We start from the raw sequence: 26,070 nt of genomic DNA on the forward strand, positions 1-26,070 counted from the left end.
CTGCACGCCGAGCGCCGGGCCGCGCTGCACGCCGAGCGCCGGGCCGCGCTGCACGCCGAGCGCCGGGCCGCGCTGCACGCCGAGCGCCGGGCCGCGCTGCACACTGAGCGCCGGGCCGCGCTGCACACTGAGCGCCGGGCCGCGCTGCACGCCGAGCGCCGGGCCGCGCTGCACATCGAGTGCGGGGCGCCGACCCGCCAGCGCGCGGCGCTGGCTCCGTGGGAGCGAGCGCATTGGTACTGGCGCATCCCGGCGCCAGCGCCGCCGACGTTCGCAGGTGCGCCGGAGCGGGGCATGGGGCAGGCGGGGAAGACGGCTCCGTCACTGAAGCCGTCGGGGTCTGCCCCCGCACGGCCATTCGGATCGGTTGGGCGCTGGCTCGCGTGGCGCGGGCTCGCGTGGCGCGGGCTCGCGGGGGATGCGGGTGCTGCCTCGGTGTTCGTGTGTGTGGTGTTGGCGGGGTTGATCGGTATGACGTTGGTGGTCGCGCAGGTGGGTGCGGTGGTGGTGGCGCGGCATCGCGCGCAGGGGGCCGCTGATCTGGCAGCGTTGGGCGCGGCGGTGGTGTTGGTCGAGGGTGCCGAGGCGGGGTGTGGGGAGGCCGGGGAGATCGCCGCGCGGATGGGTGCGCGGGTGCGACGGTGTGCGGTCGCGCAGTGGGATGTGGTGGTCGAGGTCGAGGCGAATGTGCCCGCGGGGGTATTCGGCGTGCGCACTGTGCGGGCATCGGCGCGGGCGGGACCGGTCGAAGAGAATGGGTGACGCGCAAGTGTTATCACTGGTCGGTGGTAGTTCCGTACCGAACCATTCCGGAATTTAAAGGAACCACGTTTGCACTATTTCATGCGCATTCTTTGATCTGATCGGGAAAAAAATGAAAGCAATAGCGCGATTGCCCACCCGCGCCCATTGGCAATGAGTCAGTTAATCGAAAAGTGGTCCTCTTTAATCGGAAGCGAGGCGTCCATGAGCATGTCTGCGCTGGTCAACACTAATTCGGACAGGTGACCAGCATTCTTCGAGCGAGGTATAGCCCCGGTCACACCCGGAACGCGCGAGCATCACGGATCAGCTACCGGGTTCGGCATGGACCCGCAGCTCGCTCAGCACGGCCGCGAGCAGGCGTGCGGCAGCGTCCTTGTCCAGGGGATTGTTGCCGTTGCCGCACTTGGGCGACTGCACGCACGAGGGGCACCCGTCCTGGCACGCACAGCTGCGGATCACGCTCAGCGTGGCGGCCAACCAGTCGCTGAGCTGGGCGAACCCGCGCTCGGCGAACCCGGCCCCACCGGGCTGCCCGTCGTAGACGAACACCGTCGGCGCCCCCGTATCGGGATGCTCGGCGATGGAGACACCGCCGATATCCCACCGGTCGCAGCCCGCGACCAGCGGCAACATCCCGATGGCGGCGTGCTCGGCCGCGTGCAAGGCGCCGGGCAGCTGTTCGTCGGTGATGTCCGCGGCGGCCAGCAGTCGGGGCGTGACGGTATAGAGGACGGCTTTGGTGTGCAGGGTGTGCGCGGGCAGGTCGAGTTCCACCTGGTCGAGCACCTCCCCGGTGACCAGCGTGCGCAGGTAGCCAACGACCTGATTGGTGACCGCGACCTGCACGGATGCGGTAAATACCTCACCGAACACCCGCTCCTCGATCACCCCTTCGACGGTGATCGAGGTGACCTGACGAGAGCTGGTAGTGAAGCCGGGATCCACCTCGTTGACGAACGCGACCCCACCTTCGAGGTCGAGCTCGTCGACCAGATAGGTCTCACCCTGATGCAGGTGCACCGCCCCCGAGTGCAGCGTCGCGGGCGCCCGTCCCGCGTCGGCGGTACCGAGCAGCCGCCCGGTTTCGGCATCGACGATCGCGATCGGCGACCCGAGCCCACCGCGCACGTCGACGTCGTCGTGCGGGTGGGTGTGCGCGGTGACATGCCAGCGCGCCCCCGCCCCGCGAACACTGGGCCGACGCCGGATCAAACCCTGTTCGGCCAGGTCAGCGAGCACTTCATCGGCCCGGAGTTCGCTCACTTCCATGTCGGTGAGCGGCAGTTCCATCGCCGCGCACAGCAGCTGCGGCCCGAGGATATAAGGGTTGTAGGGATCGGTGATGGTGGCCTCGATCGGCCGGTCGAGCAGCGCTTCCGGGTGATGCACCAGATACGTGTCGAGCGGATCGTCGGTGGCCACGAGCACCACCAGCGACCCCTGCGACCGCCGCCCCGCCCGCCCCGCCTGCTGCCAGAACGAGGCCACCGTTCCCGGAAAACCCGCGATGACCACGGCATCCAATCCCGCGATATCGACACCGAGCTCGAGCGCATTGGTACTGGCGGCACCGAGCAGAGTCCCCTCCGACAGCGACTTCTCCAGCTCCCGTCGGTCCTCGGCCAGATAGCCCGCCCGATACGCCGCGACCCGTTCCTGCAGTTCAGGTGCGGTTTCCGCGAGCACGCGACGAGTATCCAGCGCGATCAGTTCGGCACCGCGCCGCGAGCGAACAAAGGTCAGCGTCCGGGCACCCTCGGTCACCAGCGCCGCCATGATCTTGGCCGCCTCGCTGGTCGCGGTCCGCCGCACCGGCGCCCCGTTCTCCCCGGTCAACGACGCACTCAGCGGCGGTTCCCACAGCGCGATCGTCCTGGCACCACGCGGCGACCCGTCCTCGGTGACCGCGACAACCGGCGACCCGACCAACCTGCTCGCCGAGGCCGCCGGATCGGCACTGGTGGCCGAGCACAGGATGAAAACCGGATCGGCACCGTAGAACCGGGCCAGCCGTCGCAACCGTCGCAGCACCAGCGCGACGTGCGAACCGAACACTCCTCTATATGCGTGGCATTCGTCGACCACCACATACCGCAGGTTCCGCAGCACCCGCGCCCACCGCTGGTGCGACCGCAGAATCCCCACGTGCACCATGTCGGGATTGGTGAAGATCCACCGCGCGTTGGCCCGCACCCACTGCCTGACCTCGGCGGGAGTATCGCCGTCGTAGCTCGCCGGATGGGCCTCACGCAGGGGATTGTCGTGAATCAGACTGCCGACCGCCCGCAACTGGTCGGCGCCCAGCGCCTTGGTGGGGGACAGGTAGATCGCGGTCGCGCGCGGGTCGTCGTGCAGCGCGGTGAGCACCGGCAACTGGTAGCCCAGCGACTTCCCGGACGCGGTCCCGGTGCTCACGACGACGTCGTCGCCGGCCCACGCGAGATCGGCCGTGCGGGTCTGGTGCTCCCATGGCAGCGCGATCCCCTGGGCGTCCAGGGCTGTGACCAGCGACGATGCCACCCATTCCGGCCAGTCGGTGGTCCGCGCGCGCTGCGCGGGCAGCTCGGCGACATGGGTCAGCGGGTCGCCGCCCGCGGCCGCGTCGGTCAGGACACGATTCAGCAACGATCGACCGTAGCTTTCGCTCGCATCGCGCGCTCGGACCTCCGTCCGGTCTGCCGGATTCATCCGGTCCTCCTCTCACGCGACACGAGAAGTGTGAAACGTGTGTGTGCGCCAACCACTACCTGGGATTTCGTAACCCAGTGGCGATCTGGGTCACAGCATGTTTGCTGGAAGCTCACTCGGTTATCAAGAAGCAAACAGACCGAAAGTACGGAAACACCTAATCTCTCCCTTACCTGCACATTCGCAAGATCATGAATTTTGCAAATAGTCGGTAACTCGACTGTTGAATTGCTCGGAGACATGGTTCACTGGGTCTCGGTCGCAAGCTTCTGTGTTCGAGGGACGGATCCAAGGTCCAAACCATCAGCAGGATCGTTGTTGCGAACGCCGTGCTCAGGATTTCCTTGCAGGGGGACCAACAGTACAGCGGTCGGAACGGGCCCGGCGGACGAACCCAGTTGTCCGCCGATTCCGGAGAAAGAGAAGGAAACAGAATGGCACAGGGAACTGTGAAGTGGTTCAACGCGGAGAAGGGGTTCGGCTTCATCGCGCCTGAGGACGGCTCAGCTGACGTCTTCGTCCACTACTCGGAGATCCAGGGCACGGGCTTCCGTACCCTCGAGGAAAACCAGAAGGTCGAGTTCGAGGTCGGCCAGGGCACCAAGGGCCCCCAGGCCACCGGCGTTCGCGCGCTCTCCTGAGCTGCGAAACACAACAACGTCTCGTCCCCCACCCCCGCATGCGGAGGTGGGGGACGAGCCATTTCCCGGGTAGCATCGCCCAGGTTGGCGTTGGCGCGTGTGCAGCTCTACCCCAAGTGCGCAGGGTATAAACGTCACTGATGGTGATGTCCGAACGTCACCATCAGCCCCAGCCGCGCACCGAGCGGACCTCCCGACGCGCGGATCAAGAAGGAAGGTGTTCGCCGGTGGCAACACGAGACCGCAGTTCAGCCGACCAGGGCCGACCCCTGCGTCGTCTCGTGATCGTCGAGTCACCGACCAAGGCCCGCAAGATCGCGCCCTATCTGGGTAAGAACTACACCGTCGAGGCCTCGGTAGGCCACATCCGCGACTTGCCGCGCGGTGCCGCCGACGTGCCCGCCAAGTACAAGGGCCAGCCGTGGGCGCGCCTCGGTGTCGACGTCGATCACGACTTCGAGCCGATCTACGTGGTGAACCCGGATAAGAAGGCCAAGGTCGCCGAACTCAAGAGCTTGCTGGCCGACGCCGACGAGCTCTACCTCGCCACCGACCCCGACCGCGAGGGCGAGGCGATCGCCTGGCATCTGCTCGAGACGCTCAAGCCGAAGGTCCCGGTTCGCCGGATGGTCTTCCACGAGATCACCGAGCCGGCCATCCTCGCCGCCGCCGCCGACACGCGCGAACTCGACAACGATCTGGTCGACGCGCAGGAAACCCGCCGCATCCTGGACCGCCTCTACGGCTACGAGGTCTCCCCGGTGCTGTGGAAGAAGGTCATGCCGCGGCTGTCCGCCGGTCGCGTGCAGTCCGTGGCCACCCGGGTGATCGTGCAGCGTGAGCGTGAGCGCATCGCGTTCCGCTCCGCGGGGTACTGGGACATCGCCGCCAAGCTCGACGCCGGTCCCGACGAGAAGTCCGATTCGACCAACCCGCGCACGTTCGGCGCGCGCCTGGTGCAGGTCGCGGGCGACCGCGTCGCGTCCGGTCGTGACTTCGGGTCCGACGGTCAGCTCAAGTCGGCCACCGGCGTGGTCGTGCTCGACGAGGCCTACGCCCGTCGGCTGGCCGAGTCGCTGCAGGGTGCCGCGATGGAGGTCAGCTCGGCCGAGGCCAAGCCGTACACCCGCAAGCCGTACCCGCCGTTCATGACGTCCACGCTGCAGCAGGAAGCGGGCCGCAAGCTGCGGTTCACCTCCGAGCGCACGATGCGGGTGGCGCAGAAGCTGTACGAAAACGGTCACATCACCTACATGCGTACCGACTCCACGACGCTGTCGGAGTCGGCGATCGCGGCCGCGCGTTCGCAGGCGACCCAGCTCTACGGCGCGGAGTACGTCTCGCCGACGCCGCGTCAGTACACGCGCAAGGTGAAGAACGCGCAGGAGGCACACGAGGCGATCCGTCCCTCGGGTGACGTGTTCGCCACGCCCGGTCAGCTGGCTTCCAAGATCGACAACGACGAGTTCAAGCTCTACGAGATGATCTGGCAGCGCACCGTCGCCTCGCAGATGGTCGACGCGCGCGGCACCACGCTCACCCTGCGGATCACCGGCACGGCGGGCACCGGCGAGGAGTGCGTGTTCTCGGCCTCGGGTCGCACGCTGACCTTCGCGGGCTTCCTCAAGGCGTATGTCGAAAGTGTCGACGAGGAGGCGGGCGGCCAGTCCGACGACGCCGAATCCCGTTTGCCCGCACTGGAACAGGGCCAAAGCGTCACCGCCGTCGAGCTGAACCCCGACGGCCACAGCACCAACCCGCCCGCCCGCTACACCGAAGCCTCGCTGATCAAGACGCTGGAAGACCTCGGCATCGGCCGTCCGTCGACCTACGCCTCGATCATCAAAACGATCCTCGATCGCGGGTACGTCTACAAGCGCGGCAGCGCGCTGGCCCCGGCCTGGGTGGCGTTCGCGGTGGTCGGTCTGCTCGAGGCGTACTTCGGTCGACTGGTGGACTTCGACTTCACCGCCGCGATGGAAGACGACCTCGACGCGATCGCCGGTGGGCGCGAGCAGCGCGGAAACTGGTTGTCCAGCTTCTACTTCGGTGGCGATCACGGCGCCGAGGGTTCGGTGGCGCGGTCGGGTGGCCTGAAGAAGATGGTCTCCGTGCAGCTCGACGACATCGACGCGCGCGAAGTGAACTCGATCAAGATGTTCGTCGACGACGAGGGCCGCGATGTCGTGGTTCGCGTCGGTCGTTTCGGTCCGTATCTCGAGCGGATGATCGTCAATCCCGATGACCCGGAAGGGGATCGGATCTCGCAGCGGGCGAACCTGCCCGACGATCTGCCGCCCGACGAGCTCACCGAAGAGGTCGCCGAGAAGCTGTTCTCGACCCCGCAGGAGGGTCGCTCGCTGGGCATCGATCCGGTGTCCGGCAACGAAATCGTCGCCAAGGACGGACGTTTCGGCCCGTACGTCACCGAGGTGCTGCCCGAACCGCCCGCTCCCGACCCGGCCGCGCCGCCCGCGAAGAAGACCAAGAAGGCCGCGGAGGTCAAGCCGCGCACCGGTTCGCTGTTCAAGTCGATGGACCTGGCCGAGATCACCCTCGACGACGCGCTGATGCTGCTGTCGTTGCCTCGCGTGGTCGGCAACGACCCGACGTCGGGTGAGGAGATCACCGCGCAGAACGGTCGCTACGGCCCATACCTGAAGAAGGGCACCGACTCTCGTTCGCTGGCCACCGAGGAGCAGCTGTTCTCGGTCACCCTGGACGAGGCGCTGAAGCTCTACGCCGAGCCCAAGCGGCGCGGACGTCAGGCGGCGGCCGCGGCACCGTTGCGTGAGCTGGGCAACGACTCCGCCACCGACAAGCCGATGGTGATCAAGGACGGTCGCTTCGGTCCGTATGTCACCGACGGTGAGACCAACGCGTCCCTGCGCAAGGGCGACGAGGTCGAGTCGATCACCGACGAGCGCGCGTCGGAACTGCTGGCCGATCGTCGGGCGCGTGGTCCGGTGAAGAAGGCGGCGAAGAAGACGACCGCGAAGAAGGCGGCCAAGAAGGCTCCGGCGAAGAAGACCGCGGCCAAGTCGACCGCGACCAAGACGGCCACCAAGACCGCGGCCAAGAAGACCACCGCGAAGAAGACGGCCGCCAAAAAGGCTCCGGCCAAGACGTCTGCTGCGAAAACCGCTGGGACAGAAGAGGATTGATCGTCTGGACCAGTCGTTCGGAAAACCTGTCGGACCCCGCGGCTAAGGTGTAGTTCGTGGCAGGTGTCTTCGATCGACTGGTCGGCCAGGACGTGGTCGAGACCGAACTGGCCGCTGCCGCGACGGCGGCGCGAGCCGGGGTGGTCACCGGTGCGATGACGCATTCGTGGTTGTTCACCGGGCCGCCGGGTTCGGGTCGTTCGGTGGCGGCGTTGTGCTTCGCGGCGGCGTTGCAGTGCACCGATCCCGACATCGTCGGCTGCGGAAAATGCCACGCCTGCACCACCACGATGGCCGGTACCCACGGTGATGTGCGACGCATCATCCCCGAGGGGCTGAGCATCAGCACCAAGGAGATGCGCGCGATCGTGCAGATCGCCGCCCGCCGCCCGAGCACCGGCCGCTGGCAGGTCGTGGTAGTCGAAGACGCCGACCGTCTCACCGAGGGCGCGGCCAACGCACTGCTGAAAGTCGTCGAAGAACCACCGGACCGCACCGTGTTCCTGCTGTGCGCACCCACCGTCGATCCCGAGGACATCTCCGTCACCCTGCGCTCCCGTTGCAGGCACGTGCACCTGGTGACCCCGACCGTCCCCGCCATCGCTCAGGTCCTGCGCGACCGCGACCACCTCGACGCGAAAACCGCCGACTGGGCGGCCTCGATCAGCGGCGGTCACGTCGGGCGGGCCCGCCGCCTGGCCACCGACGAAGACGCCCGCCAACGCCGCCAACGCGCCCTGGCCCTGGTCACCGCCACCGAGCGCCCCGGCGCCGCCTACCTGGCCGCCGACGAACTGGTGAAGTCCGCCGACGACGAAGCCAAACTCATGAGCGCCGACCGCGACGACCGCGAACGCGACGAACTGGCCACCGCCCTCGGCGCAGGCGGCACCGGCAAGGGCGCGGCATCTGCCACCCGAGGTTCGGCAGGCGTGCTCAAAGACCTGGAAAAACGCCAGAAGTCCCGAGCCACCCGCACCGGCCGAGACGCCCTCGACCGCGCCCTCATCGACATCGCCGGCATGTACCGCGACGCCCTGGCCATGCGTTTCGCAGGCCGAGGCACCCCCATCACCCTCACCCACCCCGACATGACCGCCGAAATCACCGACCTGGCCACCAGCGTGCGCCCCGAAGGCCTACTCCGCAGCATCGACGCCGTCCTGGCCTGCCGCGAAGCCCTCGACACCAACGTCAAACCCCGCTTCGCCGTAGCCGCCATGACCGCCACCCTCATCACCGCCCGCACCACCTGACCACCCGTTTTCGCGTTCCGACCATTCTCGCGATAGACTCGCGTCGCCTAACGGCACGCCGCCTTAGCTCAGTCGGTAGAGCATTTCACTCGTAATGAAAAGGTCGCGAGTTCGATTCTCGCAGGCGGCTCCAGGTCAAAGGCCCTTTCCGGTTCTCCGGGGAGGGCCTTTTGCTGTGTTCATCTGCCGCCGAGCAGGTTCCAGACTGTTTCGCGTTCGTCGGCGATGTCGATGGGTGTGTCTGCGAGGGTGGTCAGGAGGGTGGGGAGGGGCCAGGTGGCGAGGTGGGCGTAGCGGGCTGAGTAGATGCCTACGTGGGTTAGGGCGTAGGTGTTGGTGTGGTCGAAGAGGGCGTAGGCGATTACCTGGTAGAGGTCGTTGGCGGAGAGGGAGTCGGCTCGGGTGCCGGTGCGTGGGTTTTTGGGGCCGAGGTGGGTTTTGAGGTCTAGGAGTAGGCCTGCGCTGATGATGTCGGCGTCGGCGTTGCACAGGACCGAGGCGTCGAAGGTGGGGCCGGGGAAGGTGGGGGGTTTCAGGTGGGGGAGTAGGTGGTCGTCGGCTAGGCCGCGTAGTTCCCAGAGTTGGCGGATGGCGTCGGGGGGTGTGAGGGACAGCAGCGGATCGGGGGCGAAGCGGCCGGTTCTGAGGAGGTGGTCCAGGGCGGAGTCGCGCAGCAGGCCACGGCGGTAGACGTCGGTGCACAGGGCCAGGGCCCAGCAGGCTCGGCTGAGGGTGTCGACGTCGGTGGCGGTGGGGGCCACGGCGGCCTGGGCGGTTTCGATGACCGATTCGACGACCGCTGATTCCTCGGGGTAGCCGAAGAAGCCGAGTAGCGGCAGGACCGGGGCGTGGTCGGGGACCAGCAGGAAGCGGACGGCGAAGTCGAAGGCGGCGCCGAGGGTGGCGGGGTTGGCACCGCCGGTGTCGACGAGCAGGGGGCCCGCTTCGCGGCGGTATTCGGCCTGGACGGGCCTGGTGTTGGGGTACCGCTCGTGCAGGTACTTGCGCAGGGGTGAGGTCTTGTCGCGCAGTGCGGCGGACAGATTGGTGTAGACGTACACGGGCCCTCCGTCTCCGGATGAGTCGAGCGTGCTCTCGATAGTGCCACCTCGCGGCGGGCCGGCGATGCCGTGGGCGCTCAGCGAGTCGAGTTGCAAAGAAAACTGTGCACAGATATCTATGCAAAGAGTACTGTGCAACTATGGATGTACCACCCAGGGAGATCACCGACCCCGCCGCCCTGCGCGCGCTGGCCCACCCCCTCCGGCAGCGCATCCTGCGCGCACTCGCCGAAAAGGGCCCCGCGACCGCAACGGCCCTGGCGGCACAGCTGGCCGAGAACACCGGCGCGACCAGCTACCACCTGCGCCAACTCGCCGCGCACGGCTTCATCGAGGAAGCGCCGGAACTGGCCAGCGGAAAGGAGCGATGGTGGCGGTCGCCACCGAAGGACCTGCGGTACCGCATGGACAAAGAGCAATCGCCGGAAATGCGGGAGCTGCTGGAAGGGCTTGTCGCCCAACACATCACCGATGATGTGGAGACATTCCAGCGGTTCCGCGCCGAACGCGCCGAGCTGGGTGATTGGGCCGACGCGATGCCGTTCTCGCGCGGCTCGATCTGCGCCACCCGCGAGGAGCTCGAAGAGTTCTGTGAGGACTACCTCGCCCTGCTCAAACGTTTCCAAGCCACCCATGCCGAGGGTCGACCGGGCACCCGCCGGGTGCTGACCAGGTTCATCGCCTTCCCGGCACCCGGAATGCCCACCAGCGAATAGGGATCCACCGATGTTGTATCGAATTCTGTTGTTCCTCAGCCTGATTGCCGCCGTTGTTGTCGGTGCACCGACAGCACACGCGAGCGCGACCACCGACATCACCATCACCCGCGGCGACGGTACGACCACCCCGGGCACCATCCACGCCCCCGAAAGCGCCTCGGGACGTCCCGGCGTCGTCCTCGTCTACGGATCCGGCACATCACCCAGCATCAAATACGCCGAGCAGGCCGAAGCTTTCGCCCGCGCGGGCATCGTCGCACTGCGCTACGACAAACGCACCGAGCACTACACCGCGGCCCACCGCGACTACTCCCTTCTCGCCGACGATGCCCTGTCCGCCGTTGCGGCACTGCGTAACAGGCCCGAGGTCGATCCGAACAACGTGGGAATCTGGGGACTTTCGGAAGGCGGCTGGGTTGCCCCGCTCGCCGCATCACGCAGCGCCGACATCGCCTTCCTGATCACCATCGGCGCCAACTCCGGCGCCCCCGCTCCCCAACAGACCTGGGCAGACCAAACCAAACTCCGCGTCGGCGGTGTCCGCGGCTCCATGGTGGATACGTTGTTACCCAACGGCATTCGACAGGTCGTAGGAGCCGGCCAGTTCGCCGAAGCCGACTACGACCAGCCGTCGGTACTGGCACGCATCCAACAGCCGGTACTCGGAATCTGGGGCGACAAGGACCGCCTGACCCCACCCGGCGACAGCCTGCGCGGATTCCAAGCGGCCTTCGACCAGGTGGGCAAGACGAACTACACCCTGCGAACCGTGCGAGACACCCAGCACAGCGGATTCACCACAACAACGGGATTCGACAGGGGCGATCACCTGTCTCCCGAATACACCCAGCTCATGGGTGACTGGGTGAACGGGCTACCCGGTTCGGCCGGTCGACAGGTGGATCAACCCGCAGCCCAACGACACTCGGTGACACCGCTGCAGCCACTGGCCTGGTGGGAATCCACTGCCGTGTTCCTGACCGTCCTGGCCGGGACACTGCTCGCCCTCGCCGGATTCACCCTCACCGGTTTCGTGAAATCCTGGCGTCTGCCCAGCCCCGGGCCCACGCGAATCCTGGTGGTAACAGCGGTAATCGGTGTCGTCGGCACTATCGCGCAGATCATGTCCATCGCCTCGAGCCGCGGAACATCGTTCGGCCCATTGATTTTCGGTCGCACACTGCCCTGGCTGACCCTGCAAGTGCTCGCCGTCTGCGCGGTGGTGGCCTTGGCGCTCGTCGTGGCCCGCAGCAGGCACACCCTTGCCGAGGCGACCACCGGCGCACGTCTGCGATGGGCTCTATTGATCTGCGGTGGCACAGGATTCGTACTCTGGGCCCTCTACTTCGGACTATTGCTCCCCTGACGAGAAAGACCCCCAACCATCTGGTCGGGGGTCTCTTTCGCGGCGACTCCTGAGCCGATCGCCATTGATCGATCTCAGGAGAACCGGCTCGGGTCAGAGTGCGGCGACGTTGCGGCGGGTGGCCCGAGAGTTCAGGGAGGTGCGCATGATCTGGTGCAGCACCGTATCGAACGCGACGGTGTCTTCGACATTGCTGAGGTGCCCGTGCGGCAGCACCACGAACTCGGCCAAATGACCGGTGCGACGCAGGGTTTCGACGATCGGGCGCGACATCCGTTGCGGCAGCAGACGATCCGCCGCGCTGGCGATCACCGTGGTCGGCACGGTCAGGTTCGCAGTGCCTTCGGACAGATCCATATCGGCCATCGCCGCGGCGTGTCGACCACGCGCGACCGGACGGCAGGACCGTATGATCCCGATCGCGAAGTCGACCTCGTCGGCGGTGGCTTCGGGCGTCAGGATCCGGTACCGGAACACCTGCTCGGTGAGCCAGCCACCGGGGATCGGCAGTGCCGTGAACAGCAGCGACTCGCTGACCGGCTGCGGCACGCGCACCGGCGAACCCATCACGGTGATCGGGTATTCGGCGACGGTGAGCTGCTTGTTCAGCATCGGCAGCAGATCGGTTTCGTGGCGGATCCCGCCGTTGGCGGTGTTGGCCAGCAGCACGGCGGACGCGCGTTCGGTGACCTGCTCGGGGTGATGCTTGGCCCAGGCCTGGATGGTGAGCCCGCCCATGCTGTGCCCGGCGAGCACGGCCTTCTCGCCCGGACGCAGCGTCGCGTCCAGGACGGCGGACAGGTCGTCGGCCAGGGTGTGTTCGCTGGGGGCGACGGTGCCAAGGGTGGATTCGCCGTGGCCGCGCTGGTCGTAACCGACCACGCGGTACTCGCCGGCGAAGGCGTTGATCTGCGCGTTCCAGTACTCGATGCTGCAGGCCCAGCCGTGGATGAGCACCAGCGTGGGAGCGGTGTCGGGGCCGTAGACGTGCACCCGGAGCCGGGCGCCGTCCTCGGTGATCACCGGAACGACCCGATGCGGGGTGGTGGGGGCGTTGAGTTTCGCGGTGGCGAAACTACGGGTCCGCAGTCCAGCACGGAACTGTGCGGTCAGGGCGCCGGTCTCGAGGTGGGAGACCATGGATCGCGCTGCCGCGAGCGTCATCATCGACTTCGCAAGCATGTCGGCACTCCTTTGTGTCGTAGGCCACCGTACCGTGCGAACTCGGGTGCTAGCTAGTGTTAGCGGGTCACGTTGTCCCACTTGTTGCGAAGTGCGCCAGTGTGCGTTCGGTCACTGTGAAATCGCCCGAGATCGGCGGAAAATTACACACATCCGATAACAATGTCGCCGGGCGAGTCGCGTGCTGGCGGTGCTGACCGGCCGCCGCTACCGTGAGGGGGTGGAGAGCGTGCGAGTGCAGGACCGTCCGGCTGTGCGGCGTCTGGCCGCGCCCGTGGTCGCCGCCGGTCTGGGCATCGGCGCGCTGGCGCTGCTGCATTTCCGCGATCCGCACGTCGAAGGGTCGTACGGCCTGTGCCCGTCGTTCGCGCTGCTGGGCGTCTACTGCCCCGGCTGCGGCGGAATGCGCGCGATGCACAACCTCACCGACGGCCGTTTCCTTGACTCGCTGCACAGCAATGTGCTCGCCCTGCCGCTGACCATCGCGTTCGCGGTGTTCGTCATCGACTGGATCGTGCGGGCCCGCCGCGGAAAAACCTGGCGCTTGCCCAGCCTGAGTCCGGCGGTCGTGTGGTCCTTCTTCGGCCTGCTCGCGGTCTACACGGTCCTGCGCAACACGCCGTGGGGCACCTGGCTCACCCCCGTGTAGTGGCCTGCCCGCCCAGCGGCGGCAACTGCGGCAGCGGCTTGGTGCCCAACCAGATCGCGAACAGTCCACGCAACGGCGCCACGCTGTAATGACCGGCCAGGTCGACGAATTCCTCTGTGGTGATGGAGGAATGGCGGTACCGCGCGGTCCATTCGCGGATCAGTTCGAAGAACAGGTGGTCGCGCAGTTCCAGCCGCAGCGCGTGCAGGGCCAGCGCACCGCGCTTGTAGACGCGGTCGTCGAACATGTCCTTGGGGCCGGGATCGCCGATGATGATGTCCTGCGGCTGACGCGCCAGATTCGTGCGCGCCGCCCGCGCCAGCTGATCCGCGGTCGGCCCGCCCGAGGCCTCCGACCAGATCCACTCCGCGTAACAGGCGAAACCCTCGTGCAACCAGATGTCACGCCAGTGCTTCAACGTGAGACTGTTGCCGAACCACTGATGCGCGAGTTCATGTGCCACAAGACGTTCCGAGCCGCGCTTGCCGTCGCAGTGGTTGGCGCCGAAGATCGAAATGCCCTGCGCCTCGATCGGGATATCGAGCTCGTCATCGGTGACGACCACGGTGTAATCGTCGAACGGATACGGCCCGAACTTCTCGGTGAACAGCGCCATCATCTCGGGCTGACGGGCGAAATCATGGTCGAAATTCGTGCGAAGCCGCGGCGGGATGACCGCGTGCATGGGCACCGGTTCGCCCACCGCGCCGACCCGGAACTTGCGGTAGTTGCCGATCTGGATCGTGGCCAGGTAACTGGCCATCGGCTCGGCCATCTCGTACACCCAGGTGGTCTGGCTGGCCTTGGCCTGCTTGCCGACCAGCGCGCCGTTGGCCAGCGCGTAGAACGGACTGTCGGTGGTGATCGAAATCCGGTACGACGCTTTGGAACTGGGGTGATCGTCACACGGGAACCACGACGCCGCACCGTTGGGCTGGCTGGCCACCAGCACGCCCTCGGTGAGCTCCTCCCAGCCGACCTCGCCCCACGGCCCACGCACCGGCTTCGGGGTGCCCGCGTAGTGGACGGTGATCTCGAGAACGCCACCGGCGGGGATCTTCTGCTGCGGGGTGACCGCGAGCTTGCCCTGTTGGTGCGTGAACTTGGCGGCCTTGGACCCGTTGACCAGGACCTTCGATACCGCCAGGGCCTGCGACATGTCGAGGGTGAACCGCGGCTGCACCGTGGTGGTGACCGCGATGATCACCGCGCGCCCCGCCAGCCGGTTGCTGGCCGGTTTGTAGCTCAGCTCCAACTCGTACCGGGACACGCGGTATCCGCGATTGCCGTTGTGCGGCAAGTAGTCATCGATGGGTTCGCTGTAGAAAGTGCTCCGCATCAGGCGGCTCCGCGCTGCCTCGACTCCCGCGGCGCGGCGGGATCGGTCCAGTGCGAGATGGGGTTGCCCCACCAGCGCGTCGACGGGGGGACCACGTCACCGCGCATCACCAGCGACGCGGGGCCGATGGTGGCGCCCGCGCCGATATGGGCGGCGGGCAGGGCCACGCAGTGCGGGCCGAGGGTGGCGCCGGCTTCCAGGGTCACCGTGTCCATGGACATGATGCGGTCGTGGAACAGGTGCGTTTGCACCACGCAGCCGCGTTCCACGGTCGCGCCGTCACCGAGTGTCACCAGGTCCGCCTCCGGTAGCCAATAGGACTCGCACCATACCCCGCGACCGATCTTGGCTCCGAGTCCGCGCAGCCACAAATTCATCACGGGAGTGCCCGTGGCGGCCCGCGCGAACCACGGCGCGGCCACGGTTTCCACGAACGCGTCGGAGACCTCGTTGCGCCACACGAACGAGCTCCACAGCGGGTACTCCACGGCGCGAATTCGCCCGACTATCAACCACTTCGCGGCCACGGCGATGATTCCGGCCAGCGCTCCCGCGGCCATCAGCACCAGCCCGGAAACCAGGGCTGCGACAAGGTAATCGGTGTGCTGGGCGATCCGTGCGAGCACCAGCAGCACGCCCAGGCCGATGGCGAAGGTCACCATCACCGGGATCAACCGGCAGGTCTCCACGAACGCCCGCGCCAGCTTCAACCGCAGTGGTGGGTCGAAAGTGCGTGAGGTGTCGCTGGATTCGGCCGCGCGACGCAACCGCACGGGCGGACTGCCCAGCCACGACGAGCCCGCCTTGGCCTTGTTCGGGGCAGCCGAAAGCACTGCCACCAGACCGTTTTTCGGCACCCGACGCCCCGGCGCGGTCATGCCCGAGTTGCCGAGGAAGGCGCGTTTGCCGACCTTGGATTCGCCGATGCGCAACCAGCCGCCACCGAGTTCGTAACTGCCGATCATGGTGTCGTCGGCCAGGAACGCGCCGTCGGAGATCACGGTGAACTTGGGCAGCATCAGCACGGTCGACGCCTCGACGTTCTTGCCGATCTTCGCGCCCAGCAGCCGCAGCCAGACGGGAGTGAGCAGGCTGGCGTACAGCGGGAACAGGAAGGTGCGCGCGGAATCCAGGAGGCGTTCGGTGGCCCAGACCTGCCAGCCGGTGCGGCTGCGCACGGGGTGATAGCCCTCGCGCAAACCGATGCTGAGCAGGCGCACCGCGATCACCGTGGCCACCGCGTACACGGCGAGACTGAGCAGGGTGGCCACCGGCAGGATGGCGAAACCGCGCAGGGCGGCGGCGCCGATGGTGGTCTCCTTGCGGACCCACCAGGCGATGAACGTGCCGCCCACGGCGAGGCCGAACACGGGCATCGCGCCCAACACCATCGACGACAGGCCGAACACGAGCAGCCAGTGGCGGGCGCGTTCGGGGGTGTGGTCGGGCCAGCGGCGCGGCGCCTTACCGGTCTTGGTGGCAGGCGAGCCCGCCCATTCCTGTTCACCCTTGACCTTGCCCGACACCGCGGAGCCGGGCGCGATCTCGGCGCGTTTGCCGATCTTGGTGCCGGGCAACAGGATCGAGCGGGCGCCGATCACCGCACCGTCGCCGATGGTGATGCCGCCGATGTGCACGATGTCGCCGTCGACCCAGTAGCCCGACAGGTCCACTTCGGGTTCGACGCTGGCGCCGTCGCCGAGTTCGAGCATGCCGGTGACCGGGGGCAGGCTGTGCAGGTCGACGCCCTTGCCGATCTTGGCGCCCAGTGCGCGGGCGAACGGAACCATCAGCGGTGCGCCGGAAAGACTTTCGGCGCCACTGGCTTCGGAGAGACGGACTGCGGCCCAGAGCCTCAGGTGCACTGAGGAGCCGCGCGGGTAGGAGCCGGGGCGAAGGCCGGCGAGCAGGATGCGGGCGCCGATCACGCAGATCGTCATCCGGCCGATCGGCGAGATGAACAGCACGAACGCCACCACGATCCACCACCACGACAGGCGCGGCAGCCACGGCAGCGAACCCGACCAGGCCGCGATGCCCGACACGATGGTGAGCCAGGTGACCCACTGCAGGCCGGTGAGGGTGGTCAGCGGGATCGTGGCAAGGACCTGGGTGATCTGCGCGCGCAACGGGGTCGGTTTCACCACGCGCACGTCGACCGCGGCCACGGGAGCGCTGCCGTCGAGGAGTTCGACCAGCGAACCCAGGCGCGGATGGTCGTAGAGATCGGCGACGGTGACGTGCGGGTACTTCTCCCGCAGCGCGCCGACCAGCTGGGCTGCCGACAGGGAGCCGCCGCCCAGATCGAAGAATTCCGCGTCGAGATCGGTGGGTTGGGCGCCGAGGATCGCGTCCCACAGGCCCGCCACCCAGGCCGCGGTGCCGGACAGGCCCGTCTCGGGCTCGTCGGTCGACGGCAGTGGCCACGGCAGGGCGTCGCGGTCGACTTTGCCGGAGGTGCGGGTCGGCAGGTCGGCGACGATCGCCAGGCGGGGGACCAGCGGGCCCGGAAGTTGTTCGGCCAGAATCTCTCTGGCCTTCTTCACGTCGAAATCGGGACCGGCGCCGGTCAGGTAGCCGATCAGAATCTTGTTGCCCGCCTTGGTGGTTCGGATAGCGGCAGCCGCGCCGCTGACACCGGGTAGGTGCTGCAATGCGTTGTCGAGTTCGCCGAGTTCGATGCGGCGGCCGCCGATCTTGATCTGGTCGTCGGCGCGGCCGAGGAAGATCAGGCCTTCGCGGTCGTTGCGCACCAAATCGCCACTGCGATAAGCGCGTTCCCAACCCAGCGAGGGCAGGGGTGCGTACTTTTCGGCGTCCTTGGCGGGGTCGAGGTAGCGGGCCAGGCCGACGCCGCCGATCACGAGTTCGCCGGTTTCGCCTTCGGCTACCGGGTTGCCTTGCGGGTCAACAACAGTCAGGTCCCAGCCGTCGAGGGGAAGGCCGATTCGCACGGGCATCTCGCCGGTGAGCAGCGCGGCGCACGCGACGACGGTTGCCTCGGTCGGCCCGTAGGTATTCCACACTTCACGCTCGGGGCCCGCCAGGCGCTCGGCCAGCTCGGGCGGCACCGCTTCCCCACCAAAGATCAACAGCCGCACCGATTCCAGTGCTTGCGCGGGCCAGGTCGCGGCCAGCGTCGGCACCGTCGACACGATGCTGATCTCGCGGCGCATCAGCCACGGGCCCAGATCGGCGCCGGTGCGCACCAGGTCGCGCGGGGCGGGGACCAGGCAGGCGCCGTTGCGCCAGGCCAGCCACATTTCCTCGCAGGAGGCGTCGAAGGCCACCGACAGTCCGGCCAGTACGCGGTCGCCGGGGCCGATCGGGGCCTGCTGCAGGAACAGGCGCGCCTCGGCATCGACGAAGGCGGCGGCGTTGCGATGGGTTACCGCAACACCTTTCGGGGTTCCGGTGGAGCCGGAGGTGAAGATGATCCACGCGTCGTCGTCGGGGGACGGCAGGGTGTTCCAGTCGTGGTCGCCCATGGCCGTGGTCTGTGACTCGATGCCGTCGGCGGTCGCGATCGCGCTCACCTTCGCCTCGCCGAAGACCAGCTTGGCGCGTTCCTCCGGGTCGTCGGCGTCGACGGGGACGTAGGCGGCGCCGCAGTAGAGCACCGCCAGAATCGTCACGTACAGCGCGGCGCTACCCGACGGCATCCGCACGCCGACACGGTCGCCCGGACGCACGCCCGCCTCGGTCAGCTCGGCCATGCGGGCCTCGATCGTGGCGATCAGCTCCATGTACGTGAGCACGACCGTGCCGTCGTCGATCGCCGGCGCGTCCGGGTGTGCCAGCGCGGTGCTGGTCAGAATGTCGACCAGGGTGCGCGGCGGCGCGGCGAGATCGGCGCGCAACAGCGGGTCGCGAAGAACCGCCGGAACCTGTGGCTCGAGCATCGTGCTCAGTCCACCTCTCATCGGTTGACCCCCATCGGTGGTGTCTGTTGTTTCATGAGCGGGTTACCGGAGGGCAAACGGGATGGTCACCAGATGCCAACGGTACTCGCGGAAGGACTTGCTCGACGGCAGCGTGCGGCGTGCCGTCGGCGCTGATCACGACGGCGATTCCGGCAACTCGCCCAGCGCCGTGACCACCAGTCGGTGCAGCGTGCGCTGTTCTTGTTCGTCGAGGCCGTCCAGCACTCGCGCGGTGGCTTCGGCGATCAGTTTGTCGGTGCGCTTGCACTGCTTGCGCCCCGCCTCGGTGATCCGCAGCCGGTACTTGCGGCGATCCTTGCCGTCGCGGGTGCGTTCGACCAGGTCGGCGCGTTCCAGCGCATCGATCAGCCGCACGACTTCGCTGCGGTCGATGCCGAGTGCGTCGCCGACTTTCTTCTGCGTCAGGTCGGCGTTTTCCTCGATGAAGGTGAGCACCCAGTGATCGCGCAACGGCACGTCGATCTCGGCGTGCAGCGCCTTGGTGAGCCGTCCGAGCGCGTACACCGGGTAGCGCGGCAGGCCGCGGACGGAGTTCGTGTTCGTGGACATGAGAGAGGACTCTAGCAAATAGTGGAGCCGCTCAATCATCTCGGGTGTCCATCATGGGGTTTTCAGATGGTTGAGAAGTGGGCGTGACCAGGCAACTCGGGGCAATCGCGCGATCTCGAAAATTCTGATGATCCCGACGTGTCGACCGCCCACTTCCTGTGACTCACGCCTTGACGGTTGACAGGTCCCGCGATCGTCTGTCACTCTCGTTGCAGGTCACGAGTACCAGTGTTCAGCCCCGGCTTGCTGGTCGGCAACCCTCCTCCGCGGTGGGGTGCTCCGGGTGACGACCTGGCTGACGTCCGCATCGGGCGCGGCAAGCGCGGGCCAACTCTTCGAGCGGGTCCCTGAACCGACGGGATTTCGTCATGACTGCTGTAATCGACCCCACCTGTGCCATCGCCGCCGTGTCCGGCGCTGACCTGCGCGTTCCGCTCGTGCAGGGCGGCACGAGCACCTACGCCAACTTCGACTACGCCGCCAGCGCGCCCGCGTTGAAGCAGGTCACCGACCGGATCTCGCAGCTGCTGCCGTTCTACGCCAGCGTGCACCGGGGTGCGGGGTACGCCTCGCGGATCTCCACCGAGTGCTACGAGGCCTCGCGCGGCTCGGTCGCCCGGTTCCTCGACGCCGACGACGACCAGGTTGTGGTCTTCACCCGCAACACCACCGATTCGCTGAACCTGCTGGCCGGGTGCGTGCCGGGGGAGACCGTGGTGCTCGACATCGAACATCACGCGAACTTCCTGCCGTGGACCGAGCACGGTCGCCGGGTCGTGCGCGCCGGTGCCACCGTCGAGGAGACGGTGCAGCGGGTGGTCGCCGAACTGTGCAGCAAGCCCGCTGCGCTCCTGGCGGTGACCGGCGCGTCCAATGTCACCGGCGAGGTGCTGCCGCTGGAACGTCTCGCCCGGATCGCGCATCTGTGTGGTGCGCGCATCCTCGTCGACGCCGCGCAGCTGGCCCCGCATCGTCGGATCTCCTTGCGCGAGACCGGCATCGACTACCTCGCCTTCTCCGGGCACAAGCTGTACGCGCCGTTCGGCTCGGGCGTGCTCGTGGGTCGACGTGACTGGCTGGACCAGGGCGAGCCGTACCTGGCCGGCGGTGGCGCGGTGCGCAATGTCGGTGTGTCCGAAGTGGAATGGGCCTGCGCACCCCAGCGGCACGAAGGCGGGTCCCCGAATGTGTTGGGCGCGGCCGCCATCGCCGCCGCCTGCGACGCACTCGCCGCCATCGACCCCACCGAACTCGTTGCGCACGAACGCTTCCTGGCCGACCGCCTCCGCGACGGCCTGTCCACGATCCCCGGCGTCGACCTGGTCACCATCTGGTCCGACAGCCCCGACTGTGTGGGCATCGTCGCCTTCACCGTCGCCGACTACGCCCCCGGCCAGGTAGCCGCCTACCTCTCCGCCGAACACGCCATCGGCGTCCGCGACGGCCGCTTCTGCGCCCACCCCCTCCTGGCCAGCCTCGGCCTGGACGCCGCCCTGCGCGCCAGCATCGGCCTCGGCACCACCGCCGCCGACGTAGACCGCCTCATCGACGCCGTCACCACCCTGGTCACCACCGGCCCCACCTGGACCTACGCCCCCACCGACGGCCACTGGAACCCCACCCCCGAAACCCGCCCCCTCACCGCGTCTTCCCCCGAAGGCGCAGCCCCCTGCTTGATCGGGTGACCACCAACCCGGCGTAATCGACCACTTCGACGCTCAAAAGTCAGAAAACTGATTCTGACGAGGCGAATTGGTCGATTACGCCAGTTTCGGCGGCATCCGTGCATCGGAGATCGGCCCATCGCCCGCGCCGGGTACTCGGAGGAGCCAGGCCCCGTGGTGCCGACCACGACGCTCGCGCCACCTCCGCCGCCCGTCATCGTCCCTGTGCCCACCACGACCGTTGACGTGCCTGCCCCGCGTGTTGCGCCCGTCCCCGCACCCGAAGTACCCGCGCCGGCCAGCGCCTACTACCCGAATTGCAAGGCGGCCAAAGCAGCCGGCGCCGCGCCGCTGCACCGGGGCGACCCGGGGTACAGCTCCAGCTCGGACCGAGACGGGGACGGCATCGCCTGCGAAAAATAGTCTCGTCGTTCGTCCGGCCTAGTCGGCGGTCGAGGTCGAGTGCATGACATCGCCCGGCTGGACGAGCTGGGAGATCGTGTCCGAAAAGGTGAATGAGTATTCGCCTCTGGATGATCGGTGGAATTCGATCCACTGGAGGGTTCCGTGGGCGATCACCTCGTCGCCCCGCCGGAGTTCCACGTGGTCGCCCTGACGGAAGTCGCCGATCGCATAGCCCGTCACGAACGGGTTCGGTTTGTAGCTGACGGGGAAGACGCCGGTTACGCGGAACTCGCTCATGGATTCTCAGGTGTCGAGGGGGGTGGGGCGGTGGTACCTACCGTTGTAGTACAGCAAGGGGGCGGCTGAGGGGGATTCTTCGGTTTGGTCGTGGACTCGGGTTACCAGGCCTACGGCGAGGGTGTGGTCGCCTAGGTCTATGAGTTTGTGGAGGGTGGTGCGTAGCCAGATGGGGGTGCCGTGCAGGACTGGTTCGCCGGTGGGGAGGGTGGTCCACAGGGAGCGGTCGGTAAAGCGGTCGGCGGCGGTGCGGGAGAAGCGGTGGGCCAGGTCGTGTTGGTGTTCGCCCAGGAAATGGATGACCACGGAGTCGGCGGCGCGCAGGGCGTCGATGCTCGACGAGGTGTGGGCGATGTTGAACGAGACCAGGGGTGGTTCCAGCGACAGGGAGGCGAAGGAGGTGGCGGTGAAGCCGACGGGGCCGGTGTCGGCGTCGAGGGTCACCACGGTGACGCCGGCCGGATAATGGCGCATGGAGGCCCGGTATTGCTCGGCGGTGATCCCGCTCAGATCGTCGGGAACTACCAGGCCGGTCTCGGAAGGTTGTACATCGCCCACCGCTTCAACTTACGCCCGCCCAACCCGCGTTCCTGCGCCCGCGTTGTCCGATTGGTCTGACTGGGTGGTCGCGGTCGCCGTAAAAACGCAGGGCACAGGCCCAGGACAATCGGGGCGTCGGGTTTTCGATCTGCCTGCGCTCAATGCCGCGCGACTTCAGTCCAGGTCGAGCGGCAAACCCGCCGTGATACGGACCAGTTCGCGGAAGTTGGTGCGGAACACCGTGTTCGGATGACCACCCGCCGCCCAGACTTCGGAGTGGGCGGCCAGCGCCGTATCGACCCAGGTGGGAAGGTTGGTGGGGTGGCCGAGTGGCGCGGTGCCGTCGATGGGTTGGCCGGTGATGCGTTCGACCAACGGCGTGGGGGCGGGGGTCAGGGTGCCTTCGAGGCGTTTGCCCGTGCGGGTGAGGTCGACGTGGTGGTGGTCGGCTACCAGGATCAGGACCGGGTCGTCGTCGAGCAGGAAGACCTGGGCGGTGAGAATCGCGGTGGGGTGCGCGCCCATGGCGCGGGCGGCCGCGGCCGCCGTGGGGGACGGCGTCTCGGGGCAGACGATGACGCCGTGGTGCCCGCGGGCGATGAGAGTTTCCGCGACCCGGCATGCGACCGGCGGCAATGACGACCTGCGCATGTCATCCAGAGTAGGTCGATTGCCGGAAATGTGCTGTGTTACTGGAGTTCTGGTGCAGCCTCGGGGGTGCGAGACCGAGGTGGACGGGCCGGGCGGCAATAATTGCCCCATGAGTGAATGGAAGGCTTTCGCCGTCGAGATCGCTGACAACGTCGCGCAGGTGACGTTGACGGGGCCGGGTAAGGGCAATGCGATGGGCCCGGATTTCTGGCGGGAGTTGCCGGAGATCTTCGCCGAGCTCGACGCCGACGCGCAGGTGCGGGCGGTGGTGATCACGGGGTCGGGCAAGCATTTCTCGTACGGTCTCGATCTGGCGGCGACCGCGGGGACGTTGGCGCCGGTGTTGGCCGATGACGCGAAGGCCGCGCCTCGTGCGAAGTTTCTCGAGGAGATCCGGCGGATGCAGGCTTCGGTGACGGCGCTTGCCGAGTGCACCAAGCCGGTGATCGCGGCGATCTCCGGGTGGTGCATCGGTGGTGGGCTCGACTTGATCGCGGCCGCGGATATTCGGCTGGCCAGCGCGGACGCGAAGTTCAGCTTGCGTGAGGCGAAGGTGGCGATCGTCGCCGACATCGGTTCGCTGCAGCGGCTGCCGGGGATCATCGGCGAGGGCAATCTGCGGGAGCTGGCGTTCACCGCCAAGGACATCGACGCGGCGCGGGCGCAGCGGATGGGTCTGGTGAACGAGGTGTTCGACGATCAGGAGGCCGTGTTGGCCGCCGCGCACGCGATGGCGCGCGAGATCGCGGGCAACCCGCCGCTGGTGGTGCAGGGCATCAAGGATGTGCTCGAGCAGCGGACCGGTCCGGCGGTGGCCGAGGGTCTGCGTTATGTGTCGACGTGGAACGCCGCGTTCCTGCCGTCGAAGGACCTCACCGAGGCGATCACGGCGGTGTTCCAGAAGCGCGCGCCCGAGTTCAAGGGCGAGTAAAGGCAGTTCAAACGGTTGCCCCGGCGACCGGTCTACGCACATACTTGTATCGAACAACTAATTGTATGATGCAAGTAAAGGTGGCACATGAGCGAGATCGAGCAGGCGATCGACACGATCGCCTCGCAGCTCGTCCGGCTGCACCGCCTGCGGGACCGGTCGCTGGCGCAGATGAAGGACTCCTCCGGCATCGACCCGGCGGGTTTCGTGGTGCTGTTCCGGCTGGTGTGTGACGGCGCGATGCGCTCGGGGGCGCTGGCCGACGCCGTGCACTCGGACGCGTCGACGGTGAGCAGGCAGGTCGCGCAACTGGTCGACCGCGGGCTGGTGGAACGCACCGCCGATCCCGACGACGGCCGCGCGACGGTGCTGCAGGCCACCGCCGAAGGGCGTGAGGTCGCCGCCCGCATCCGCGCCCGCAGGCAGGACAGCATCGCGATCATCACCGACAGCTGGTCCGCGGCCGACCGCGCGAGTTTCGCCGGGCTGCTCACCCGCTTCGTGGACGACTACGACCACGCCCGCGCCACCCTGCTCGCCCGGCCATCGGCCATCACCGCTTCGGAGAACAACTCGTGACCACCACTGCCACCCCCGCGGTGGATTCCCCCGCCGGCTTCACCCATCGCCAGATCCTGACCATCCTGTCCGGGCTGATGCTCGGCATGCTGTTGGCCTCGCTGGACCAGACGATCGTGTCGACGTCGATCCGCACCATCGCCGACGATCTCGACGGCTATTCACTGCAGGCATGGGCCACCACGGCCTACCTGATCACCGCCACGATCAGTACTCCTCTCTACGGCAAACTTTCGGACATGTTCGGTCGAAAGCCGTTCTTCCTGGCCGCAATTGGGTTGTTCATCATCGGTTCACTGCTGTGTACGCTCGCGACTTCGATGTATCAGCTGGCCGCGTTCCGTGCGTTCCAGGGTCTCGGCGCGGGCGGTCTCATGTCGCTGGCGTTGGCCATCATGGGCGACATCATCGGACCCCGCGAACGGGCCCGCTACCAGGGCTATTTCCTTGCGGTGTTCGGTATTTCGAGTGTGCTCGGTCCCGTGCTCGGCGGCCTGCTGGCCGGGCAGGACACGATTCTTGGCATCACCGGCTGGCGCTGGGTGTTCCTGGTGAACGTGCCGCTGGGGCTGCTCGCGCTGGTGGTCGTCACGCGCGTGCTGCACCTGCCACGCAAGCCGCACGCCACCCATCGCATCGACTTCGCGGGCGCTGTGGTGCTCGCGGTCGGTCTCGTTCCGCTGCTGATCGTGGCCGAGCAGGGTCGCGAATGGGGTTGGGGGAGTACGGGTTCGATCATTTGCTATGCGATCGGCGCGATCGGTCTGGTCGCGTTCGTCGCGGTCGAGAAGTTCATGGGTGATGCGGCGCTGATCCCGCTGCGAGTCTTCGACAACGTGACTTTCGCACTGGGCGTGGTGATTTCGTTCGTCGTCGGCGCGGCCATGTTCGGCGGGATGTTGCTGCTGCCGCAGTACCTGCAGGTGGTGCGTGGCGCCGGGCCGACCGAGGCCGGACTGCAGATGCTGCCGATGGTGCTCGGGCTGATGATCGGGTCGATCCTGTCAGGGCGGCTGATCTCGAAAACCGGTCGCTACCGCGCCTTTCCGATCATCGGCGGGTTCATGCTCACGCTGGGCCTGTTCCTGCTGCACCTGCTGGATGCCGACAGCCCGCTGTGGTTGGCGATGTTGTTCATGGCGGTCACCGGTTTCGGCCTCGGCAATCTGATGCAACCGCTGACGCTGGCACTACAGAATGCGTTGCCGCCCAAGGACATGGGCGTGTCCACCGCCTCGGCGACCTTCTTCCGGCAGATCGGCGGCACGCTGGGCGCGGCGGTCTTCCTGTCGATCCTGTTCTCACTGCTGGCCCCGAACATCACCACGGAACTGCAGCAATCGGCGAAGGATCCCGCCTACCAGCAGGCAGTGATCGAGGGCGCGCGCAGCGCGAACCCCGCGGATGTCGCCTTGTCGAAGGGCCTTCTCGCACAGGACACTTCGGCCGCGGGTGACGTGCTGAAAGACAGCTCGATCATCCAGCAACTCGACCCGGAACTGGCCAAACCCTTCCAGGTGGGCTTCGCCGACTCGATGTCGACGGTGTTCCTGGTCGCCTCCGCCGTGGCCCTGATCGCGCTGCTGCTGGTGCTGTTCTGGAAGGAAGTCCCGCTGCGCATGTCCAGCGGACTGCAAGCGGCCAAGGGTGAGGAGGACCAGACCTAGGGGTTCCTGGTAC

At 67.3% G+C, this 26,070-nt stretch carries 21 protein-coding genes, 1 tRNA gene and 1 riboswitch; of the genes, 13 read left to right on the forward strand and 9 right to left on the reverse strand.

Annotated elements, in window-relative coordinates; translation table 11 throughout:
• The coding region (locus tag ACFWU5_RS21585) for an Rv3654c family TadE-like protein (protein WP_379268422.1) at nucleotides 1-762 on the forward strand (762 nt) is incomplete at its 5' end.
• 306 nt (nucleotides 763-1,068) lie between these two features.
• On the opposite strand, the gene ACFWU5_RS21590 is transcribed toward ACFWU5_RS21585, so the two are convergent.
• Nucleotides 1,069-3,453, reverse strand: a complete 2,385-nt coding sequence (locus ACFWU5_RS21590) for a DEAD/DEAH box helicase (protein ID WP_379268423.1) — start codon at nucleotides 3,451-3,453, stop codon at nucleotides 1,069-1,071.
• Nucleotides 3,454-3,887: 434 nt separating this feature from the next.
• Between ACFWU5_RS21590 and ACFWU5_RS21595 the strand changes: the two genes are divergently transcribed.
• The 4 genes from ACFWU5_RS21595 to ACFWU5_RS21610 all read left to right on the forward strand — a co-directional run bounded on the left by ACFWU5_RS21595 (nucleotide 3,888) and on the right by ACFWU5_RS21610 (nucleotide 8,647).
• Nucleotides 3,888-4,094 (forward strand): cold-shock protein, encoded by a 207-nt coding sequence (locus ACFWU5_RS21595; RefSeq protein ID WP_019044597.1) that lies wholly within the window; start codon nucleotides 3,888-3,890, stop codon nucleotides 4,092-4,094.
• Between the two features lie 227 nt (nucleotides 4,095-4,321).
• Nucleotides 4,322-7,258, forward strand: a complete 2,937-nt coding sequence (gene topA, locus ACFWU5_RS21600; RefSeq protein WP_379268425.1) for a type I DNA topoisomerase — start codon at nucleotides 4,322-4,324, stop codon at nucleotides 7,256-7,258.
• A 56-nt stretch (nucleotides 7,259-7,314) separates the two neighbouring features.
• Nucleotides 7,315-8,514 carry a DNA polymerase III subunit delta' gene (locus tag ACFWU5_RS21605; protein WP_379268427.1) on the forward strand — a complete coding sequence of 400 codons (1,200 nt, stop codon included), beginning with the start codon at nucleotides 7,315-7,317 and terminating at the stop codon, nucleotides 8,512-8,514.
• Nucleotides 8,515-8,571: 57 nt separating this feature from the next.
• A tRNA-Thr gene (locus ACFWU5_RS21610) sits at nucleotides 8,572-8,647 on the forward strand.
• 46 nt (nucleotides 8,648-8,693) lie between these two features.
• Here ACFWU5_RS21610 and ACFWU5_RS21615 read toward each other — a convergent pair.
• Nucleotides 8,694-9,575 carry a hypothetical protein gene (locus ACFWU5_RS21615; protein ID WP_379268429.1) on the reverse strand — a complete coding sequence of 294 codons (882 nt, stop codon included), beginning with the start codon at nucleotides 9,573-9,575 and terminating at the stop codon, nucleotides 8,694-8,696.
• A gap of 140 nt (nucleotides 9,576-9,715) precedes the next feature.
• On the opposite strand from ACFWU5_RS21615, the gene ACFWU5_RS21620 reads away from it, so the two are divergent.
• Nucleotides 9,716-10,291: an ArsR/SmtB family transcription factor gene (locus ACFWU5_RS21620; protein ID WP_379268430.1), complete on the forward strand. Its 576-nt coding sequence runs from the start codon at nucleotides 9,716-9,718 to the stop codon at nucleotides 10,289-10,291.
• Nucleotides 10,292-10,301: 10 nt separating this feature from the next.
• Nucleotides 10,302-11,660 carry an alpha/beta hydrolase family protein gene (locus tag ACFWU5_RS21625; protein ID WP_379268432.1) on the forward strand — a complete coding sequence of 453 codons (1,359 nt, stop codon included), beginning with the start codon at nucleotides 10,302-10,304 and terminating at the stop codon, nucleotides 11,658-11,660.
• 93 nt (nucleotides 11,661-11,753) lie between these two features.
• On the opposite strand, the gene ACFWU5_RS21630 is transcribed toward ACFWU5_RS21625, so the two are convergent.
• Nucleotides 11,754-12,842: an alpha/beta fold hydrolase gene (locus ACFWU5_RS21630; protein WP_379268434.1), complete on the reverse strand. Its 1,089-nt coding sequence runs from the start codon at nucleotides 12,840-12,842 to the stop codon at nucleotides 11,754-11,756.
• Nucleotides 12,843-13,062: 220 nt separating this feature from the next.
• On the opposite strand from ACFWU5_RS21630, the gene ACFWU5_RS21635 reads away from it, so the two are divergent.
• Complete coding sequence (locus ACFWU5_RS21635; RefSeq protein ID WP_379268436.1) at nucleotides 13,063-13,491, forward strand: DUF2752 domain-containing protein; 429 nt, start codon at nucleotides 13,063-13,065, stop codon at nucleotides 13,489-13,491.
• On the opposite strand, the gene ACFWU5_RS21640 is transcribed toward ACFWU5_RS21635, so the two are convergent.
• The 3 genes from ACFWU5_RS21640 to ACFWU5_RS21650 form a co-directional block, all read right to left on the reverse strand.
• Nucleotides 13,478-14,830: a M1 family metallopeptidase gene (locus tag ACFWU5_RS21640; RefSeq protein ID WP_379241029.1), complete on the reverse strand. Its 1,353-nt coding sequence runs from the start codon at nucleotides 14,828-14,830 to the stop codon at nucleotides 13,478-13,480. The genes ACFWU5_RS21635 and ACFWU5_RS21640 overlap by 14 nt on opposite strands.
• Nucleotides 14,830-18,732 carry a Pls/PosA family non-ribosomal peptide synthetase gene (locus ACFWU5_RS21645; RefSeq protein WP_379268438.1) on the reverse strand — a complete coding sequence of 1,301 codons (3,903 nt, stop codon included), beginning with the start codon at nucleotides 18,730-18,732 and terminating at the stop codon, nucleotides 14,830-14,832. Before ACFWU5_RS21645 ends, ACFWU5_RS21640 begins: the two co-directional genes overlap by 1 nt.
• A gap of 156 nt (nucleotides 18,733-18,888) precedes the next feature.
• The gene (locus ACFWU5_RS21650; protein ID WP_379268440.1) at nucleotides 18,889-19,323 is read right to left on the reverse strand and encodes a MarR family winged helix-turn-helix transcriptional regulator; all 435 of its coding nucleotides are present in this window, start codon (nucleotides 19,321-19,323) and stop codon (nucleotides 18,889-18,891) included.
• A 214-nt stretch (nucleotides 19,324-19,537) separates the two neighbouring features.
• A riboswitch (SAM riboswitch) is annotated at nucleotides 19,538-19,652 on the forward strand.
• A gap of 39 nt (nucleotides 19,653-19,691) precedes the next feature.
• On the opposite strand from ACFWU5_RS21650, the gene ACFWU5_RS21655 reads away from it, so the two are divergent.
• Entirely contained in the window at nucleotides 19,692-21,008 is a 1,317-nt protein-coding gene (locus tag ACFWU5_RS21655) for an aminotransferase class V-fold PLP-dependent enzyme (protein ID WP_379268442.1), read from the forward strand.
• A 225-nt stretch (nucleotides 21,009-21,233) separates the two neighbouring features.
• Complete coding sequence (locus tag ACFWU5_RS21660; protein WP_379268444.1) at nucleotides 21,234-21,410, forward strand: excalibur calcium-binding domain-containing protein; 177 nt, start codon at nucleotides 21,234-21,236, stop codon at nucleotides 21,408-21,410.
• A gap of 18 nt (nucleotides 21,411-21,428) precedes the next feature.
• Here the strand turns inward: ACFWU5_RS21660 and ACFWU5_RS21665 are convergent, their stop codons facing one another.
• The 3 genes from ACFWU5_RS21665 to ACFWU5_RS21675 form a co-directional block, all read right to left on the reverse strand.
• Nucleotides 21,429-21,689 (reverse strand): hypothetical protein, encoded by a 261-nt coding sequence (locus ACFWU5_RS21665; protein ID WP_379268446.1) that lies wholly within the window; start codon nucleotides 21,687-21,689, stop codon nucleotides 21,429-21,431.
• A 6-nt stretch (nucleotides 21,690-21,695) separates the two neighbouring features.
• Nucleotides 21,696-22,163: a flavin reductase family protein gene (locus ACFWU5_RS21670; RefSeq protein ID WP_379268518.1), complete on the reverse strand. Its 468-nt coding sequence runs from the start codon at nucleotides 22,161-22,163 to the stop codon at nucleotides 21,696-21,698.
• Nucleotides 22,164-22,403: 240 nt separating this feature from the next.
• Complete coding sequence (locus ACFWU5_RS21675; RefSeq protein ID WP_379241036.1) at nucleotides 22,404-22,880, reverse strand: YbaK/EbsC family protein; 477 nt, start codon at nucleotides 22,878-22,880, stop codon at nucleotides 22,404-22,406.
• Between the two features lie 109 nt (nucleotides 22,881-22,989).
• Here ACFWU5_RS21675 and ACFWU5_RS21680 point away from each other — a divergent pair, with 109 nt between their 5' ends.
• From ACFWU5_RS21680 to ACFWU5_RS21690, 3 genes are all read left to right on the forward strand, one after another.
• Entirely contained in the window at nucleotides 22,990-23,811 is an 822-nt protein-coding gene (locus ACFWU5_RS21680) for a crotonase/enoyl-CoA hydratase family protein (RefSeq protein ID WP_379241037.1), read from the forward strand.
• 87 nt (nucleotides 23,812-23,898) lie between these two features.
• On the forward strand, nucleotides 23,899-24,390 hold the full coding sequence (locus tag ACFWU5_RS21685) for a MarR family winged helix-turn-helix transcriptional regulator (protein ID WP_379268448.1): 492 nt from the start codon (nucleotides 23,899-23,901) through the stop codon (nucleotides 24,388-24,390).
• Nucleotides 24,387-26,057 (forward strand): DHA2 family efflux MFS transporter permease subunit, encoded by a 1,671-nt coding sequence (locus ACFWU5_RS21690; protein ID WP_379268450.1) that lies wholly within the window; start codon nucleotides 24,387-24,389, stop codon nucleotides 26,055-26,057. The genes ACFWU5_RS21685 and ACFWU5_RS21690 overlap by 4 nt, the downstream gene beginning before the upstream one ends.
• Nucleotides 26,058-26,070 lie beyond the last annotated feature (13 nt).

The sequence above is a fragment of the Nocardia sp. NPDC058640 genome, from assembly GCF_042716995.1.
Taxonomy (GTDB): domain Bacteria; phylum Actinomycetota; class Actinomycetes; order Mycobacteriales; family Mycobacteriaceae; genus Nocardia.

Bases quoted from the DNA above. Each gene is read 5' to 3' on its own strand.
- ACFWU5_RS21620 (WP_379268430.1), top strand. From the start codon at position 9,716: ATGGATGTACCACCCAGGGAGATCACCGACCCCGCCGCCCTGCGCGCG.
- ACFWU5_RS21655 (WP_379268442.1), top strand. From the start codon at position 19,692: ATGACTGCTGTAATCGACCCCACCTGTGCCATCGCCGCCGTGTCCGGC.
- ACFWU5_RS21625 (WP_379268432.1), top strand. From the start codon at position 10,302: ATGTTGTATCGAATTCTGTTGTTCCTCAGCCTGATTGCCGCCGTTGTT.
- ACFWU5_RS21630 (WP_379268434.1), bottom strand. From the start codon at position 12,842: ATGCTTGCGAAGTCGATGATGACGCTCGCGGCAGCGCGATCCATGGTC.
- ACFWU5_RS21670 (WP_379268518.1), bottom strand. From the start codon at position 22,163: ATGCGCCATTATCCGGCCGGCGTCACCGTGGTGACCCTCGACGCCGAC.
- ACFWU5_RS21675 (WP_379241036.1), bottom strand. From the start codon at position 22,880: ATGCGCAGGTCGTCATTGCCGCCGGTCGCATGCCGGGTCGCGGAAACT.
- ACFWU5_RS21685 (WP_379268448.1), top strand. From the start codon at position 23,899: ATGAGCGAGATCGAGCAGGCGATCGACACGATCGCCTCGCAGCTCGTC.
- ACFWU5_RS21665 (WP_379268446.1), bottom strand. From the start codon at position 21,689: ATGAGCGAGTTCCGCGTAACCGGCGTCTTCCCCGTCAGCTACAAACCG.
- ACFWU5_RS21680 (WP_379241037.1), top strand. From the start codon at position 22,990: ATGAGTGAATGGAAGGCTTTCGCCGTCGAGATCGCTGACAACGTCGCG.
- ACFWU5_RS21590 (WP_379268423.1), bottom strand. From the start codon at position 3,453: ATGAATCCGGCAGACCGGACGGAGGTCCGAGCGCGCGATGCGAGCGAA.
- ACFWU5_RS21645 (WP_379268438.1), bottom strand. From the start codon at position 18,732: ATGCTCGAGCCACAGGTTCCGGCGGTTCTTCGCGACCCGCTGTTGCGC.
- ACFWU5_RS21640 (WP_379241029.1), bottom strand. From the start codon at position 14,830: ATGCGGAGCACTTTCTACAGCGAACCCATCGATGACTACTTGCCGCAC.
- ACFWU5_RS21595 (WP_019044597.1), top strand. From the start codon at position 3,888: ATGGCACAGGGAACTGTGAAGTGGTTCAACGCGGAGAAGGGGTTCGGC.
- ACFWU5_RS21650 (WP_379268440.1), bottom strand. From the start codon at position 19,323: ATGTCCACGAACACGAACTCCGTCCGCGGCCTGCCGCGCTACCCGGTG.